The 15,584-nt window shown below is 54.9% G+C and carries 15 protein-coding genes; 4 read left to right on the forward strand and 11 right to left on the reverse strand.

Annotated elements, in window-relative coordinates:
• Nucleotides 1–43: 43 nt before the first annotated feature.
• On the forward strand, nt 44–1,519 hold the full coding sequence (locus tag QUG03_RS20625; protein ID WP_500820852.1) for a protein adenylyltransferase SelO: 1,476 nt from the start codon (nt 44–46) through the stop codon (nt 1,517–1,519).
• Nucleotides 1,520–1,579: 60 nt separating this feature from the next.
• Here the strand turns inward: QUG03_RS20625 and QUG03_RS20630 are convergent, their stop codons facing one another.
• A complete protein-coding gene (locus QUG03_RS20630) occupies nt 1,580–1,903 on the reverse strand; it encodes a DMT family transporter (protein ID WP_500820853.1) in 324 nt (107 codons plus the stop codon).
• Nucleotides 1,904–2,160: 257 nt separating this feature from the next.
• Between QUG03_RS20630 and QUG03_RS20635 the strand changes: the two genes are divergently transcribed.
• Complete coding sequence (locus tag QUG03_RS20635; protein ID WP_107800183.1) at nt 2,161–2,415, forward strand: hypothetical protein; 255 nt, start codon at nt 2,161–2,163, stop codon at nt 2,413–2,415.
• Nucleotides 2,416–2,498: 83 nt separating this feature from the next.
• On the opposite strand, the gene QUG03_RS20640 is transcribed toward QUG03_RS20635, so the two are convergent.
• A complete protein-coding gene (locus QUG03_RS20640) occupies nt 2,499–3,008 on the reverse strand; it encodes a GNAT family N-acetyltransferase (RefSeq protein WP_227103968.1) in 510 nt (169 codons plus the stop codon).
• 183 nt (nt 3,009–3,191) lie between these two features.
• On the opposite strand from QUG03_RS20640, the gene QUG03_RS20645 reads away from it, so the two are divergent.
• Both QUG03_RS20645 and QUG03_RS20650 read left to right on the forward strand, forming a co-directional pair.
• Nucleotides 3,192–3,971 (forward strand): HAD-IIB family hydrolase, encoded by a 780-nt coding sequence (locus QUG03_RS20645; RefSeq protein WP_488878492.1) that lies wholly within the window; start codon nt 3,192–3,194, stop codon nt 3,969–3,971.
• Between the two features lie 185 nt (nt 3,972–4,156).
• The gene (locus QUG03_RS20650) at nt 4,157–5,503 is read left to right on the forward strand and encodes an HD-GYP domain-containing protein (RefSeq protein ID WP_500820854.1); all 1,347 of its coding nucleotides are present in this window, start codon (nt 4,157–4,159) and stop codon (nt 5,501–5,503) included.
• Nucleotides 5,504–5,557: 54 nt separating this feature from the next.
• Here the strand turns inward: QUG03_RS20650 and QUG03_RS20655 are convergent, their stop codons facing one another.
• From QUG03_RS20655 to QUG03_RS20695, 9 genes are all read right to left on the reverse strand, one after another.
• On the reverse strand, nt 5,558–10,000 hold the full coding sequence (locus QUG03_RS20655; RefSeq protein WP_500820855.1) for an SPM autocatalytic domain-containing protein: 4,443 nt from the start codon (nt 9,998–10,000) through the stop codon (nt 5,558–5,560).
• A 478-nt stretch (nt 10,001–10,478) separates the two neighbouring features.
• Nucleotides 10,479–10,952 carry a hypothetical protein gene (locus QUG03_RS20660; protein WP_500820856.1) on the reverse strand — a complete coding sequence of 158 codons (474 nt, stop codon included), beginning with the start codon at nt 10,950–10,952 and terminating at the stop codon, nt 10,479–10,481.
• A gap of 633 nt (nt 10,953–11,585) precedes the next feature.
• Nucleotides 11,586–11,921, reverse strand: a complete 336-nt coding sequence (locus QUG03_RS20665; protein WP_500820857.1) for a hypothetical protein — start codon at nt 11,919–11,921, stop codon at nt 11,586–11,588.
• Between the two features lie 110 nt (nt 11,922–12,031).
• A complete protein-coding gene (locus QUG03_RS20670; protein WP_500820858.1) occupies nt 12,032–12,208 on the reverse strand; it encodes a hypothetical protein in 177 nt (58 codons plus the stop codon).
• 500 nt (nt 12,209–12,708) lie between these two features.
• Nucleotides 12,709–13,194, reverse strand: a complete 486-nt coding sequence (locus tag QUG03_RS20675) for a hypothetical protein (RefSeq protein ID WP_500820860.1) — start codon at nt 13,192–13,194, stop codon at nt 12,709–12,711.
• Between the two features lie 283 nt (nt 13,195–13,477).
• Nucleotides 13,478–14,008, reverse strand: a complete 531-nt coding sequence (locus tag QUG03_RS20680; protein ID WP_500820862.1) for a hypothetical protein — start codon at nt 14,006–14,008, stop codon at nt 13,478–13,480.
• A 141-nt stretch (nt 14,009–14,149) separates the two neighbouring features.
• Nucleotides 14,150–14,608 carry a hypothetical protein gene (locus tag QUG03_RS20685; protein ID WP_500820863.1) on the reverse strand — a complete coding sequence of 153 codons (459 nt, stop codon included), beginning with the start codon at nt 14,606–14,608 and terminating at the stop codon, nt 14,150–14,152.
• 32 nt (nt 14,609–14,640) lie between these two features.
• Nucleotides 14,641–14,988 carry a hypothetical protein gene (locus QUG03_RS20690; RefSeq protein ID WP_500820864.1) on the reverse strand — a complete coding sequence of 116 codons (348 nt, stop codon included), beginning with the start codon at nt 14,986–14,988 and terminating at the stop codon, nt 14,641–14,643.
• Nucleotides 14,989–15,009: 21 nt separating this feature from the next.
• Nucleotides 15,010–15,396, reverse strand: a complete 387-nt coding sequence (locus QUG03_RS20695; protein WP_500820865.1) for a hypothetical protein — start codon at nt 15,394–15,396, stop codon at nt 15,010–15,012.
• Nucleotides 15,397–15,584: the final 188 nt, after the last annotated feature.

Consider the following 15,584-nt stretch of genomic DNA (forward strand, 5'->3'; position numbering starts at 1 on the left):
GCCGCCGGCGTCTCAATCCCATACCCCGCCCAGCGAGCCCGCCATGATCCACATCGACTTCGACCACAGCTACGCCCGCGACCTGCCCGACGCCTGCGCGCCGGTGCAGCCAGAACGCCCGCCCGCGCCGGCCCTGCTGTACTGGAACGCCGAACTGACGCAAGAGCTGGGCCTGGACAGCGGCCAGGCCGACGCCGCCGAACTGGCCGCCGCCTTCTCCGGCGCCGCCTTGCCGGCTGGCGCCAAGCCGGTGGCCCAAGCCTATGCCGGCCACCAGTTCGGCGGCCTGTCGCCGTCGCTGGGCGACGGCCGCGCGCTGCTGCTGGGCGAAGTCATCGACCGCAACGGCCAACGCCGCGACATCGCCTTCAAGGGCAGCGGCCGCACCCCCTTCTCCCGCCGCGGCGACGGCAAGGCCGCGGTGGGGCCGATGCTGCGCGAACTGATCATCGGCGAAGCCATGCACGCGCTCGCCATCCCCAGCACCCGCGCGCTGGCCGTGACCGCCACCGGCGAAACCGTCTACCGCGAACAAGCGCTGCCCGGCGCGGTGCTGACCCGCGTCGCCGCCAGCCATCTGCGCGTCGGCACCTTCCAGTACTTCGCCCTCCGCGGCGAACGCGACATGCTGCGCCAGGTGGCCGACTACACCCTGGCGCGCCACTACCCCGAACTGGCCGGCGCCGACCAGCCCTATCTGGCGCTGCTGCAAGCGGTGACGGAACGTCAGGCCGAACTGATCGCCCGCTGGATGCACGCCGGCTTCATCCACGGCGTGATGAACACCGACAATATGGCGCTCAGCGGCGAAACCATAGACTACGGCCCCTGCGCCTTCATGGACGTCCATCATCCGTCCACCGTGTTCAGCTCCATCGACAGCGGCGGCCGCTACGCCTACGGCAACCAGCCGGCCATCGCCCAATGGAACCTGGCCCGGCTGGCGGAAACCCTGCTGCCGCTGCTGGACCCGGACGAGCCCAAGAACGCGGTGCCGGCGGCCACCGCCGTCATCGAAGACTTCGCCGAGTGCTACCAGGCCCACTGGCTGCGACAGGCGCGCCGCAAGCTGGGCCTGAACCAGGCGCAGGACATCGACCAGGAACTGGCTGAAGATTGGCTGGCGCTGCTGGCGCGCCAAGATGCCGACCACACCCTGGCCTGGCGCCGGCTGGCCGACGCCGCCGAAGGCCAAGACCAGGCACTGACTCAGCTCTTCAACGACCCTGCCGCCGCCGCGCCCTGGCTGGCGCGCTGGCGCCAGCGGCTGGACGCCGAACCGCAAGCCGCCGCCGAACGCGCCGCCGCGCTGCGCCAGGCCAACCCGCTCTACATCCCGCGCAACCACCTGGTGGAAGAAGCGCTGGCCGCCGCCAGCGACCACGGCGACATGGGCCCGACGCTGGCGCTGCTGGACGTATTGCGCCAGCCCTTCACCGAACGCGCCGGCCTGGAGCGCTACACGCTGCCGGCCGCGCCGGAAGTGGCGCAGGGGTATCGGACCTTCTGCGGCACCTGAGCGCTTCCTGACGCGACAAGGGCAAGCTAGGCAGCTTGCCCTTGCTACACCCCCCATCCCTCAAGCGCTCTGGCTCAAATTCAACAACACCACGCCGGCAACTATGAAGCCCACGCCCAGCACCTTCATCAAGGAAGCGCCCTCGTTGAAAATCCACACCCCCAGCAAAGCAGTGGCGGCCGTGCCCACCCCAGCCCATACCGCATAAGTCAGGCCGATTTCCAGCTTCTTGCTCACCAAGCCCATCAGCCAGATCGCCAATAGATAACACACTCCCATCGATAGGGTGGGCCATAGCCGCGTCAGCCCATGAGACACCTTCAGAAGCAGCGTGCCCGCCACCTCCGCGACAATGGAACACATTAGCAATAGCCAAGGATTCATGTTTGCGTCTCCAAGCATCAGCACCCGCCAGGATGGGCTGCGCGCAAAGACAGACTAATCCCGACAAGTCCAACACAGCAATTCCACACGGCCGGCAATGCCCCGCGGCATTGACCGTCCACTAGCACGCTGCTAGATTCCGCCTTGGTGCTGAACACACCTGTCAGGCGAAACCCGCGCTCGTCAGTCGCGGCTTCTCAGCCCTATTCCGAACGCACCGCTAAAGTGACCTCGGAACGCCATGTCAGGAGTTCATCATGGATAAACATCCCCTCCCCGCAGCCCCCCTCTCCAAACTAGAAACCGCGGACGCGCTGGCCAACGGCCTGGAAGCGCTGGATTTACTGCGCCCGCTGCTGGTCAGCATGCGCCAGCAGATCGCGCTGCCGCGCCCGGATCTGGCTCAGCTTAAGGGCCTGTGTCACGCCGCCGGCTGGATTGCCGACGAATACCACAGCTACCTGGAGGCGATGTGGCAGGAGGAGACCCGTGACAGAACCCTAAGGTTCTGAATCCGGCCCCTAAACGGAAAAGGCGCAAGGCATACCGCCTTGCGCCCTTCAGTTGGCCACTCTTGAAGACTACGCAGCGGCCTTCAAGCCAAGCGCTTCTCCATCACGTCGTCGTCCATCACAAAGCCGTTGCCGATGTCGAACACCGCCTGCTCCCGCAAGGTAAAACCACGCTGCTTGTACACCGCGATGGCGCCGGCATTGTGCTTGTTCACCGTCAAGACCAGGGTATGGCAGCCGCGCTGCCGCGCAGCCCGTTCCACCGCGTCCAGCATATAAGCGCCCAGGCCGCGGCCGCGCGTCTCCGCCAATAGATACAGCTGCTCCAGCTTCATCTCCCCCGGCGTCGCCGTCAGCGCGTGACTGCAATAACCCACCAGCCTGCCGTCCAGCCTCAACAGGCCAAACCAGCGGTCCGGCGCGCCCAGATAGGCGGACAGCTTTTCCGGCACATAACGGCCGGCCAGCATGTATTCGATCTGCTCGCGGCTGATCATGCTGATGAAATGCTGATGCCAGATCTCGCCGGCCAGTTCGGCCAGGGCGGAAAAATCGGCGGCGGTCAACGGATCCAGACAAACGTTTTGGCTCATGCGCGGCACTCTCCAGGTTGAACGGTCATAAAAGGAAAATGTGGGCGATACCGCTCGCAGACAAGTCCGGAGGCATTCGATTCAGCGCGGCGGCTTCACCCTAGTTGCCAAGACAGTTAGAATACAAACATCATAAAACGGCGCTAAAAACCCGCCGCCGCCACCTTCCCGCAGCGAGACTTCATGCACTTTATCTTTGATATCGACGGCACCATTTGCTTCAACGGCAGGACCATCAGCCCGGCCATCCAGGACGCGCTGGACAGCCTGCGCCGGCACGGCCACCAGTTGGGCTTTGCTTCCGCCCGCCCCTACCGCGACATCCTGCCCTTGCTGGATGCTCGCTTCCACGATGTGCTGATCATCGGCGCCAACGGCGCGATGAGCCATCGGCAAGGCCAGTTGCACCGGCTGAACCCCATCCCGGACCCGGTGTTCGCCGACGTCACCCAACTGGCGCAACGCTTCGCCGCGTCCTATCTGGTGGACCTGAGCTGGAACTACCACTACAACGGCGACGCCAGCCACCCCTTCCTCAACAAGGTGGACCCCGGCAAACTGGCCAGCCATGTCGGCGCCGAAGACATCCGCCAGCCGGCCAAGCTGCTGATCACCGCCTGCGCCGACGTGCCCGGCCTGCGCCGGGAGCTGGATGCCCACGCCGGCGTGGAGCTGCACCACCATTCCGACGAACAGATCTTCGATATCACCGCCGCCGGCGTCAGCAAGATGGCCGCGCTGCGCCAATGCGGCATCGCCGCCGAGGAGCTGATCTGCTTCGGCAACGACAGCAACGACGTCAGCATGTTCCTGGACGCCGGCCACTCGGTGCAGGTGGGCGCCCATCCGCGGCTGGCGGAACTGGCCAGCGAACGCTTGCCGCTGGACCAGGACATTGAAGCGCGGCTGGTGGACGCCATCGCGCGGCTGAGCCGTGAACGCGCGCCGGCGCGGCGAGATTGAAAAAGCGCGCTCCGCCGAGGATAAAGAAGATGGGGCCGCTCACAAAGAGGCCGCGTTGCGACGATTCGCCGTTGATGCACGGCCTGCGTTTGCGCGCCTTGTCCCTGGCTCTCTGCAATATGGCGTGAGCGGAGCCAAGCAGGTTCCCGCCGTCTCCCTACCCGCCTCAATTCCGTGGAGCGCCCATGGCCGCCACCCTGAAGCTGTCCGAACTGATCAGCTCGCTAAGCTACGCGCTGGACATCACCGAAGGCCAGCCGGAAGGCCACGGCATTCGCAGCTGCTGGATAGGCATGCATATCGGCCAAAGCATAGGCCTGCCGCCGCAGCAGCTATGGGATTTGTATTACGCCATCCTGCTCAAGGACCTGGGCTGCAGCAGCAACGCGGCGCGCATCTGTGAGCTCTACCAAACCGACGACCGCAGCTTCAAGCAGGACTTCAAGCAAGTGGGCGCCGGCCTGCCGCAGCTGCTGGGCTTTGTGTTCAAGAACACCGGCACCCACAGCGCGGGCTGGACGCGGCGCGCGGTGTCCATCCTCAAGGTGCTGCGCCACGGCCGAGCAATGGCGGACGAGCTGATCAACACCCGTTGCCACCGCGGCGCCGACATCGCCCGCCAGCTGCGCTTCAATGAAAGCGTGGCGCGAGGCATCCAATCGCTGGACGAACACTGGGACGGCTCCGGCCGGCCGCTGGGGCTGCGCGGCGACGCCATTCCGCTGAATTCGCGCATCGCGCTGCTGGCCCAGGTGATCGACGTGTTCCACATCACCCACGGCCGCCAGGCGGCGCTGGACCAGGCGCTGCGCCGCGCCGGCGGCTGGTTCGACCCGGAACTGGTGGCCGCCTTCCGCCGCGTAGGCGCCCGGCCGGACTTCTGGCGGCAGCTGGAGGCCGACGACATCGACCAGGCGGTGCTGAGGCTGGAGCCGGCCCAATACGCGGTGCCGCTGGACGAGGACTATCTGGACGAGATCGCCGAGGGTTTCGGCCAGGTGGTGGATTCCAAAAGCCCGTTCACCGCCGGCCACAGCCAAAGAGTGGGCCATTACGCCGACCAGATCGCCGCGGAACTGGAGCTGGGCCAGGAACGGCGACGCTGGCTGAAACGCGGCGCGCTCCTGCACGACGTGGGCAAGCTGGGCGTCAGCAACACCATACTGGACAAGCCCGGCAAGCTGGAGGCGGACGAATGGGAGGCGGTCAAACGCCACGCCGCTTACACCGAAGCCATCCTGGGCCGCATCGAACACTTCGCCGAACTGGCCTGGGTGGCCGGCGCCCACCACGAGCGCCCGGACGGCGGCGGCTACCCGCGCGGCCTGTCCGGCGACGCCATCGCGCTGGAAACCCGCATCATCACCGCCGCGGACATCTTCGACGCCATCAACGCGGAACGCCCCTACCACCCGGCCACTCCGGCGCCGCAAACGCTGGACATCATGCGCCGGCACCTGGGCAGCGCCATCGACCCCGCCTGCTTCGCCGCGCTGGAACAAGTGCTGCGCCAGGAGGGCGCGCTGTCTTGAGCACATGAAAAAGCCGGCCCTGCAGGGCCGGCTCGCCGTCAACGCCGGATCGGCTCAATGCCAGCTGCTGGCCAATACCGGCTGCAAGCTGGCTTGGTAGTCCGCCGGCAAAGCGGACTGCCCGCCAGCCGGCGGATTGAAGGCCGCCATCGCGTCCACCAAGGCCAGTACCTGGCTGGCCGCCAGCGTCTTGCCATCACCGGTCTTGATCAACTCGATCTGGTAGGCCTTGTCGGCAAACCAGTGATTGACCGTCACCTTGTCATCCGAACCGATAACGGACAACTCCAGGCTATCGCCGCTACGGCGGAACCAGAGCTGATCGGAGTTGATGCCGGAACCGAAGCGCAGTTCGTCCATATAGTCCGCGTCAACCTCATTGCGGAAGTACTGCGCATTGTCGGTGATCTCGTCCTGGCCATCGCCCAAATTGAACAGATATACGTCACGGCCGTAACTGCCGCTCAGCGTATCGTTGCCAGCTCCGCCTTCCAGCGTGTTGTTGTAGCCGTTCCACGCCGCCACCAGCACATCGTTGCCGGCACCGCCGCGCAAGGTATCGCCCTCATAACGCAAGCTGCCGCCCTCACCGCCAATCAAGGTGTCGTCGCCGTCGCCGCCTTCCAGCACATCGCTGCCGTTGCCGCCTTTGAGCAGATCGTTGCCCGCGCCGCCCTGCAGCGTGTCGCTGCCTTGCCAACCAATCAGCACATCATCGCCAGCGCCACCTTTCAGCACACCGTTGGAGTAGGCCACCACCGACAAGGCATCGTTGCCGCTGCCGCCCGCCAGCACCCGGTCATAGGTGAGCTGCCGCGCATTCCATTCGCTGCCGTCGGCGAAGATCACCCGCTCTATCCAGTACGCCTTGTCGGCAAACCAGTTCTTTACCCGCACGCTGTCGCCGCCACTGCCTACCTGGAAGATCAGATCATCGCCGTCCTTGACCGTCTTGACGTCTTCCTGCCGGATGCCGGCGCCGAAACGCAGTTCGTCCAGGTAGTCCGAGTCAACCTCATTGCGAAAGTACTGCGCATTGTCGGTTATCTCGTCCTGGCCATCGCCCAGATTGAACAGATATACGTCACGGCCGTAACTGCCGCTCAGCGTATCGTTGCCGGCGCCGCCTTCCAGCGTGTTGTTGTAGCCGTTCCACGCCGCCGCCAACACATCGTTGCCGGCTCCGCCGCGCAGGGTATCGCCCTCATAACGCAAGCTGCCGCCTTCACCGCCAATCAGCGTGTCGTCGCCGTCACCGCCTTCCAGCAGGTCGCTGCCGTTACCACCCTTGAGCAGATCATTGCCCGCGCCGCCCTGCAGCGTGTCGCTGCCTTGCCAGCCAATCAGCACATCATCGCCAGCCCCGCCTTTCAGCACACCGTTAGAGTAGGCCACCACCGACAAGGCATCGTTGCCGCTGCCGCCCGCCAGCACCTGTTCATAGGTGATCTGCCGCGCATTCCATTCGCTGCCGTCCGCGAAGATCACCCGCTCTATCCAGTACGCCTTGTCGGCAAACCAGTTCTTTACCCGCACGCTGTCGCCGCCACTGCCTACCTGGAAGATCAGATCATCGCCGTCCTTGACCGTCTTGACGTCTTCCTGCCGGATGCCGGCGCCGAAACGCAGTTCGTCCAGGTAGTCCGAGTCAACCTCATTGCGAAAGTACTGCGCATTGTCGGTTATCTCGTCCTGGCCATCGCCCAGATTGAACAGATATACGTCACGGCCGTAACTGCCGCTCAGCGTATCGTTGCCGGCGCCGCCTTCCAGCGTGTTGTTGTAGCCGTTCCACGCCGCCGCCAACACATCGTTGCCGGCTCCGCCGCGCAGGGTATCGCCCTCATAACGCAAGCTGCCGCCTTCACCGCCAATCAGCGTGTCGTCGCCGTCACCGCCTTCCAGCAGGTCGCTGCCGTTACCACCCTTGAGCAGATCATTGCCCGCGCCGCCCTGCAGCGTGTCGCTGCCTTGCCAGCCAATCAGCACATCATCGCCAGCCCCGCCTTTCAGCACACCGTTAGAGTAGGCCACCACCGACAAGGCATCGTTGCCGCTACCGCCCGCCAGCACCTGCTCATAGGTGATCTGCCGCGCATTCCATTCGCTGCCGTCGGCGAAGATCACCCGCTCTATCCAGAACGCCTTGTCGGCAAACCAGTTCTTCACCCGCACGCTGTCGCCGCCACTACCCACCTGGAAGATCAGATCGTTGCCGTCCTGAACCGTCTTGACGTCCTCCTGCCGAATGCCGGCGCCGAAGCGCAGTTCGTCCATATACTCCGCGTCAACCTCATTGCGGAGGTACTGCGCATTGTCGGTGATCTCATCCTGGCCATCGCCCAGATTGAACAGATACACGTCACGACCGTAACTGCCGCTCAGCGTATCGTTGCCGGCTCCGCCTTCCAACGTGTTGTTGTAGCCGTTCCAGGCCGCCGTCAGCACATCGTTGCCGGCGCCGCCACGCAGGGTATCGCCCTCATAACGCAAGCTGCCGCCTTCACCGCCAATCAGCGTGTCATCGCCGTCACCGCCCTCCAGCAAGTCGCTGCCGTTACCGCCTTTGAGCAGATCCTGCCCGGCACTGCCTATCATCCAGTCATTACCGTTGCTGCCATTAACCTGCCCCTCCCCAGTAGCGATATTGATTTGCCACAATGCGCTGGCGGTGCGCATGAACTCATCGGAATAACCGCTACTCGCCGCCAGATGGCTCAAGTGCTGACGCCAATTCCACTCCTGCATCCCGGACGTTTGCTGAAGATCTTTAATGTCCAGCATCGCTTCGCGCCAGTTGGCGTCGATACGACGCCCCATTGCGATATCCACCTTGGCGAAATCCAGCACAATGCCCTTGCCGTCAAACTTCAATTCAATCTGATCCAGATAGGGCTTCAACAAGGTTTGCGGCAACAAAGCCTTGAACAATTGGTCTTGCAAAGCATTGGCCGCGGCAACAACCCGTTCATACTCTGCGCGGCTGGCCAGATAAACTTTCTGGATTGGTTCGCCGGAGAAGGCATAGAGGATTTTCAGCGGCGTAGCGTCAAAGGTTTCATTGTTCAGGTTCCAATTCAAACTGGGCAACTGACCCGGCGTCACCGCAGTGGATCCATCAGGCGCAGGCGCCCACACAGTGGAAAACAAACCTTCGTCATTGCTCCACTGCGGATCAGTCTTCGCCCACTCCAGCAGCAGCTGCGGCAGCAGATCCATCTGCTGTTTGCGGGTGTCCGCCTGCTGGTATTGGGTCAACAGCGCGCCCAAGGCCGGCGACAAGGCGGCGGCCTCACGCAATTCGCGCAAACGACCATAGCCTTGCAGCGTCGGCAAGGCTTTCTGAGTGTCATTGAGCGCCACCGGGTTTTGATAGCGGCTGTGCAAGGGGTCGAACGCCAGATTGACGTCGCCCATCTGGCCGCTGCCGCCATCCGCCTTGACGTAAGAGCCCTGCTGCACCAGCACATTATTGCCGTTCAGCGCCTGATTGCTATTGCTGAAACCGGTGTTCAAAGCCTTGATGCCCAATTGCTCCAGAGTGAACAGCTCGTCGGCGCTGCTGACGCCGTCGCCGTTCAGGTCGCGCCATACCCGCAATGCGGCGAACTCTTGGTCGGCGGCGTCCACCTTGCCGTCGCCATTGCTGTCCAGATCCGCCAACGCGGCAAAGCCATTCTTGGCCAGCTCCCCATTCGCCAGCTTGGTTCGGTCGCCAAACAATTCGGAGCCGTCGTCGATAAGACCGTTGCCGTTACGGTCCAGCACCAGGAAGCCATCATCGGATTTGACCCAGCCGGACGCGGTGCGGATGCCGTCGCCATCGTGATCCCACATCGCGCCGCCCTGGCGGTTGCTGGCCAGGGTTTCGATGCCATCGCCGTCCAGGTCAAGGATCAATGGATCGTAGACGCGGTAGGTGCCAGCGTGATTAGCCTTGTTGAAAAAATCACGCCAGTAATCGGTGACGGACTGGGGGAGCCATTCTTTGTTTTCCCAAAAGTCACGGAAAAAATCTTTAACATCTTTAAAAAATCCACCTTCATCATTGGCAATATCTTGGGAAAGGTCTTTGGCAATACCATCCCACCCCTTTTCATATAGATTTTGCCCCCACCATTGCCCTGCCTTGTTAGCCTCATCCCATAAAGACTGATAAAACTTCTCAGTCACAGAACCTATTGCAATAGCCCATAGAGGAGGCACTCCACCCTTATCTAAAGAATAGGTGACATACATACCTAATACACTAGATAACACATCTCTAGAAACAGCATTGGCATCACTTTTTGAAATGTTCTTCTGAATCCCAGACAGCGAATCCGAGTTCAAATAACCATCTAAAACCCAGGAGTTTTTATTTGCTAAATCGTGTGTCAACCTTATTGCAGTTCCATCCACCAATGACACACCAACTTTTTCCATTGCGTGTTGAGCCGCTACTGCACCATCAGCAATAAGCAGCCCTCCTTGATAAACAATAACTACTCTACTCATCACAAGCTCCTTTTTGAACATTACCGTCTAAAATCATTACTTTCTGGGCCTAAGTACTTCCCATAAAAAACCTAGCCCCCCAAGAACCAAAAACACCTTGCTACCAAAAGCAGAATAAAGCCCCCCAAAGAAATTACCACTATAACCTGACCTTTCAGCACTCCAGTAGAAAAAAACACCAATAAAAAGAATAAGCAACGCACTTGCCCATTTATTCATAGCACCCCCAAGAAGGATCAAAAAATATTTAAAAACATCACAACCACAACCAAACAACCACACCTCGCCCAATCAATTGATTTTCAGCCCGTACATTCACCAAAAACAGAATAGAGCTCAATCAAAAAACAGCTGCATCCAGACACTTCATAAACAAATAGATTAATACCAACGAAAAGGTTAAAAAACACAGCCACACTACCTCAGCCCCCTAAAAACAATGCACACCCACAAAATCATAAAAATGCAAATCTAAAGATCATCTTCCTCTTGCAACACAAGAAAGAGCAACCATAGTTGCAAAACAGCAGAACAAAAATGCTTGTTCAAGAATAACAAAGGCAATAAAAATGACAGCGCCACTATGCTGCATCAATTTAGCAGGACAATCAGCAACCCCTTTAAGAAAAGGCGATGCCACCACGATAGTAATGAGCATCGCGGCAAGCAAATGAGTCACACCAATTTTTCCTAGTGGCAACCTACCCGCCACTCTAAATAATGAAAAATAAAAAACACAAATCGCCACATTCAAAATCAGCACCGTTGAACTTGAGTAAATAATTGCTGGCGTCACACCATACTGCTCCAAACACGCACTCTCGCCATAGTGAACAGTAAAGAACGCTCCTATGCCGGTCAATCCTATATTCAACAAAAACATTGCCCTAAAAAAATACTTCATAAAAGCATTTAAAAGCATTCTACCGACACCACCATGCCTATCAAACATGACAAGTTCCCAAAAGTCATCACACAAACACCTGCTCCCTCATTCCGGATAAGCACACATTAATTTGTATGACTATTCGGAATCAGACAAGACAAATATTCAAACCAATAAATCAAAACAATTATCACCACTCGGCTTATTCTCAACAGTCACTTATCACCACAATATATGTCGCCCCCTTCCAGCGACGTACCTCATAGCACATTACTTCCTCACCTAATCAGCCACTTTCCAACTCTTACATCTCACTCACAACATCACACCCTAAAACTTAACAACACATCCTTACTCCCTAGACCTAAATATTTCCCACAGAAACCCCAACCCTCCAATAACCAAAAACACCTTGCTACCAAAAGCAGAATAGAGTCCCCCAAAGAAGCTGCCACCATAACCAGACCTTTCGGCACTCCAATAGAAGAAAATACCAATAAAAAGCATAAGCAGTGCGCTTGCCAATCTATTCATAGCCCCTCCCATCAACTCAAAAACCATATTCAAACAAGGCCTCAACATAATTAAAATCATTATCCAATAATCACCAATCCATCAATGACTTCTAGTATATATTGGCACTTAAACAGCATTGATAGACAAAGCCTTTTCTCAATCAATGGGTTTCATTTTCCATCATCACATTCCGCCAAAAACCTGAATGCAAACCCAAGCAATCATCGCCGCAAAAAAGAAATACATCACAAGCCTAAAAAAATCAATCAAAACAATACCAGCGCTCTCCTTCCACTTACCCACAATTGGAAAAACAAGGAATCTGATTAAACTCTTACTCAAATCACCACCATCCCCTATAAGTTTCAACACAACTACAGAGAACATAACGATCACACTAGGCACATTAAAAAACCACAACCTAGAAACTGCAACACCAAACAAGAACCACTCTAAAATAATAAAAAAAATCAAACTGGAAATAAAAAAAACACCTTTATTAACCTTCAAGAAAAACATAAAATCCCTCCTAAAAAATAACACCTTTAACCATTAAAAAACAAAACAGAAACGATACGTGTCAGTATCAAAACAGCAAAACACTCATCTCATTCTTAAAATCAAACCTATTAACCCATACTAACACCAATCATCTCCGCATGATTAATCACCATCACATTCCACTCTTCCCACGAAACTAGAAAAAGCAACCATAGCTGCAAAGCAGCAAGAAAAAATGCTTGTTCAAGAATAACAAAGGCAACAAAAATGATAGCAGCACTGCGCCGCAACAGCCCCATCAGCAACGATCATCCCGCCTTGATATACAATCAGAATTCCGCTCAGTTTTCTCTCCCTTTAAAAAGCGCAAGCACAGCAAGAACAATCACCATCACAAAAAAACCTTTACTACCAAAATTTGCATAAAGAAATCCAAATAAAATTCCACTATAGCCATAATTTTCAACATACTAATCCATAATCAAGCCAAGCAAAAGACAAACTAATGCAGATTTGAAATTATACATTACACCTTCTCCTTAGATAACTCTCAGCATACCATTGCCGTTCCGCACTACTAGCCGCCATAGTGCTGGACAACTTAGCAACCTCATTGACGAAAGAAGAAGTAGCCCCAGTCTTATCCCATTTGCCATGAATCAAATAAATTAGATTTATTAAAAATAGTTTGCCAAGAATTATTTGCAAATTGCTTAGCAGCCATATCATCGTATTTAGCCTTGCAAATAAGCAAGCACTACACCAACCTTTCCAGAAGCCTCACTCACGTCAACAACATGGTCTTCTAAAAACAACCACGCGTCCTCCTAACAACACACGAGAAAGCGACCATAGTCGCAAAAAAACAAAATAAAAATACTTGCTCAAGAATAACAAACTCAATAAAAATCACAGCACTACCATGCTGCATCAGCCTAGCAGGGCAACTAATCGTCCCTTTGAAAAAAGGCGATGCCACCAAAACTGTAATAAACATCACGGCAAGCAAGTGAGTCATGCCAACTCTCCCTAGTGGCAACCTACCCGCTACTCTAAAATATGAGAAATAAAAAACACAAATCACCACATTCAAAACTAGCACAACTGAACTTGAGTAGATGATTGCTGGCGTCACACCATACTGCTCTAAACACGCACTCTCGCCATAGTGAATAGCAAGGACAGATCCTATACCAGTCAATACAATATTCAAGAAAAACATCACCTTAAAAAAATGTTTTAAAAATACATTTGAAAGCACAACACCAAAACCATCATAACCATTAGGCATAACCAACTCCAAAGCGAAAAATAAGTTACTTTTCTATCACACTTGAAATAACTATGTATCTTTAAAACAATCATTCGAGGTAAAGCATCAAAAAATCATGACCAACATTATTTAGCCATTTTTAAGCGAGCTCTAATTTTACTGCATAAAGCACCAACAACTTTTCCAACAGCGCCGCTTCATTCACAACCTTAATCACCAAACCCAGAATCAAATGCAAGCAATATTGAGCACCTGAAAACTTTGCAATTAGCACTCTCATCGCAACAATCACATCCTACTTTCATCTTGACTTTAAGAAATAAAGCACCGCCATCACTACACCTAGCACAAACAACAGTGCACAGAAAACAATGCCATCTTTAGCGCGCTCAACATCGCTCGCATATCTAACTACAGCGTCTTGGTATGAGATTACATCAACACCATCCATTTCCACTGAAAACACGACACGGCCCAATCTCTCATATTCATACCAAGTTATTTTCACATGCTTTCCAAATTGATCAGCCACATCGTCCCTTCCTTGTGCATCACACTTTCTCGTAAAGTAACAAGGTGAGCAGGACGAATACCCCTCCTTTATTACTCTACAAAAAAAATAGTTCAAATTAACAAGCACACCGGAGGTACCACTAGTTATTCTTCCACCCTTCCACTGCACCTTTCCCTCGCTATGTTTTAACTGTTCAAATTTCGGAGGCTTATAATCCAACATAGCTTCAGCATAAGTAAAGATTTTAGCTGGCATCACGACAAACACTACAATACACAGAAACATCACCGTGATGTGACTCAACTTTCTCAAATACATCTTCCAACACCCCTATTAATACCCTCATCACAATTTCATACAACAACTCATCAACCTAAAACAAGCACACCCAACCATCAGACAGCAACTCTTTTTAATTCAAAGTCAATGCAAAAATGCAATACACGCTAACCATTTCACTCACTCGACTTTCAAGCCTCTCCCCAAAGCACACGCCTGAAAGCACAACAAGAATAACGCAGCATGAAATATATTCATCCCCAAGGTGAATGTTGCATACCTCAGCCCTGAACCGTAAAGCATTGACCCGCATTGAAACTCATAACCAAGTACCGCATCCGCGATCAACCCCACCAACAGCAGACACAACGAAGCACCCATTAATAGCTGTGATTTGGACAAGCTTGTTACTGAGATAAGTCGCCCATTCAGCCCAAAGAATAATGCATTCATCACGATGGACTCCAACAGCAACAGCTGAGAAAAAATCACCTGCCAATGAAAAATACCATCACCACATGACACGAAGCGATGAGTAATGTCACCGCCCACTTTAAGCCACGACAAACCCAAGCCTAGTGAAAACAAGAACACTGTCGATGCACCAAACCCGTAATACAGCCATCTGAATTTCAACATTACTCTTACACTTTCCCCGTAAAACCATTTAACTACTCATGGCTCCACTTATATATTCTCTGCAAGTAGGGATTGGCACGATAAAAGAAATATAAAACCATGCCAACGCTGCCAATAAAAAACTCACGCCAATCCGTTGATTCAGAGCCTGGGCTTGGCATCACTACTAACAACAGCAGCAGCATCGCAAAAAACCAGGAGAGGCCCCGATAAAAGAGTCGGCTTCTATTTTCCAGCACATCCGCCACCGGCTCTGCCAGAAAAAACCAGGTCATGCGCGGAAACTGACGATGCAGAGCAAGATAGCCATCCAATTCAACTAACCGTTGCATTAGCTTAAAAAACAAAAACAACTCAAACGACAAGATCAACGCTCCCATATCACCCCTACCATCCTTTATTTACACCCATAATGCGCACATCTGCCTCAATATCAAGCAAGCACCCGCGCCATCCAATAATATAACCAGACGCCCCAACCAAGAATTGAAACGTAGACCGAACAACTGGTACTGCATGAGCAGCTGCTGCCAAGGCAAGCCCTGCGGCAAGACCGATACCACACGCAGCCTCAGATAATAAGCGCACCAAAGGCAAAACCATCCAACAGAGGGCTCATCTAGCGTCACACCATATCTGACAGCGTACAAGAAAAATAATATGCTGAAGAACACAGCCCCCAGCTTTAACACCCATAAACTACCCAACTCGCCCACCCGCCGTCCATAAATCAAGTCAGGTCTATTTACTGCCATGAATAACACAATTGCAATATACAGAAGCGGCATACCCCTATCCTCTCTTATCAAAACCCCTCAATCACATTAACTTTTAATAATTATTTGTGTCATCACGCACTACGATTTACTGCTTGCTACTGCTCTTGCCGGTTCCGCCGCCTAAGCCGCCTTCACTCCGCCGGCAAGCCCAACAACCGTCGATAGCCCGCCAAGCCCGCTTCCACGCTGTAGCGCCC

The organism is Chromobacterium sp. CCUG 30098 (assembly GCF_059916605.1).

What these genes read in the sequence shown, in the direction of transcription:
- QUG03_RS20660 (WP_500820856.1), bottom strand. Translation starts at nt 10,952, where the DNA reads ATGTTTGATAGGCATGGTGGTGTCGGTAGAATGCTTTTAAATGCTTTT.
- QUG03_RS20685 (WP_500820863.1), bottom strand. Translation starts at nt 14,608, where the DNA reads ATGTTGAAATTCAGATGGCTGTATTACGGGTTTGGTGCATCGACAGTG.
- QUG03_RS20680 (WP_500820862.1), bottom strand. Translation starts at nt 14,008, where the DNA reads ATGTATTTGAGAAAGTTGAGTCACATCACGGTGATGTTTCTGTGTATT.
- QUG03_RS20675 (WP_500820860.1), bottom strand. Translation starts at nt 13,194, where the DNA reads ATGCCTAATGGTTATGATGGTTTTGGTGTTGTGCTTTCAAATGTATTT.
- QUG03_RS20645 (WP_488878492.1), top strand. Translation starts at nt 3,192, where the DNA reads ATGCACTTTATCTTTGATATCGACGGCACCATTTGCTTCAACGGCAGG.
- QUG03_RS20625 (WP_500820852.1), top strand. Translation starts at nt 44, where the DNA reads ATGATCCACATCGACTTCGACCACAGCTACGCCCGCGACCTGCCCGAC.
- QUG03_RS20690 (WP_500820864.1), bottom strand. Translation starts at nt 14,988, where the DNA reads ATGGGAGCGTTGATCTTGTCGTTTGAGTTGTTTTTGTTTTTTAAGCTA.
- QUG03_RS20630 (WP_500820853.1), bottom strand. Translation starts at nt 1,903, where the DNA reads ATGAATCCTTGGCTATTGCTAATGTGTTCCATTGTCGCGGAGGTGGCG.
- QUG03_RS20635 (WP_107800183.1), top strand. Translation starts at nt 2,161, where the DNA reads ATGGATAAACATCCCCTCCCCGCAGCCCCCCTCTCCAAACTAGAAACC.
- QUG03_RS20640 (WP_227103968.1), bottom strand. Translation starts at nt 3,008, where the DNA reads ATGAGCCAAAACGTTTGTCTGGATCCGTTGACCGCCGCCGATTTTTCC.
- QUG03_RS20695 (WP_500820865.1), bottom strand. Translation starts at nt 15,396, where the DNA reads ATGCCGCTTCTGTATATTGCAATTGTGTTATTCATGGCAGTAAATAGA.
- QUG03_RS20650 (WP_500820854.1), top strand. Translation starts at nt 4,157, where the DNA reads ATGGCCGCCACCCTGAAGCTGTCCGAACTGATCAGCTCGCTAAGCTAC.
- QUG03_RS20655 (WP_500820855.1), bottom strand. Translation starts at nt 10,000, where the DNA reads ATGAGTAGAGTAGTTATTGTTTATCAAGGAGGGCTGCTTATTGCTGAT.
- QUG03_RS20665 (WP_500820857.1), bottom strand. Translation starts at nt 11,921, where the DNA reads ATGTTTTTCTTGAAGGTTAATAAAGGTGTTTTTTTTATTTCCAGTTTG.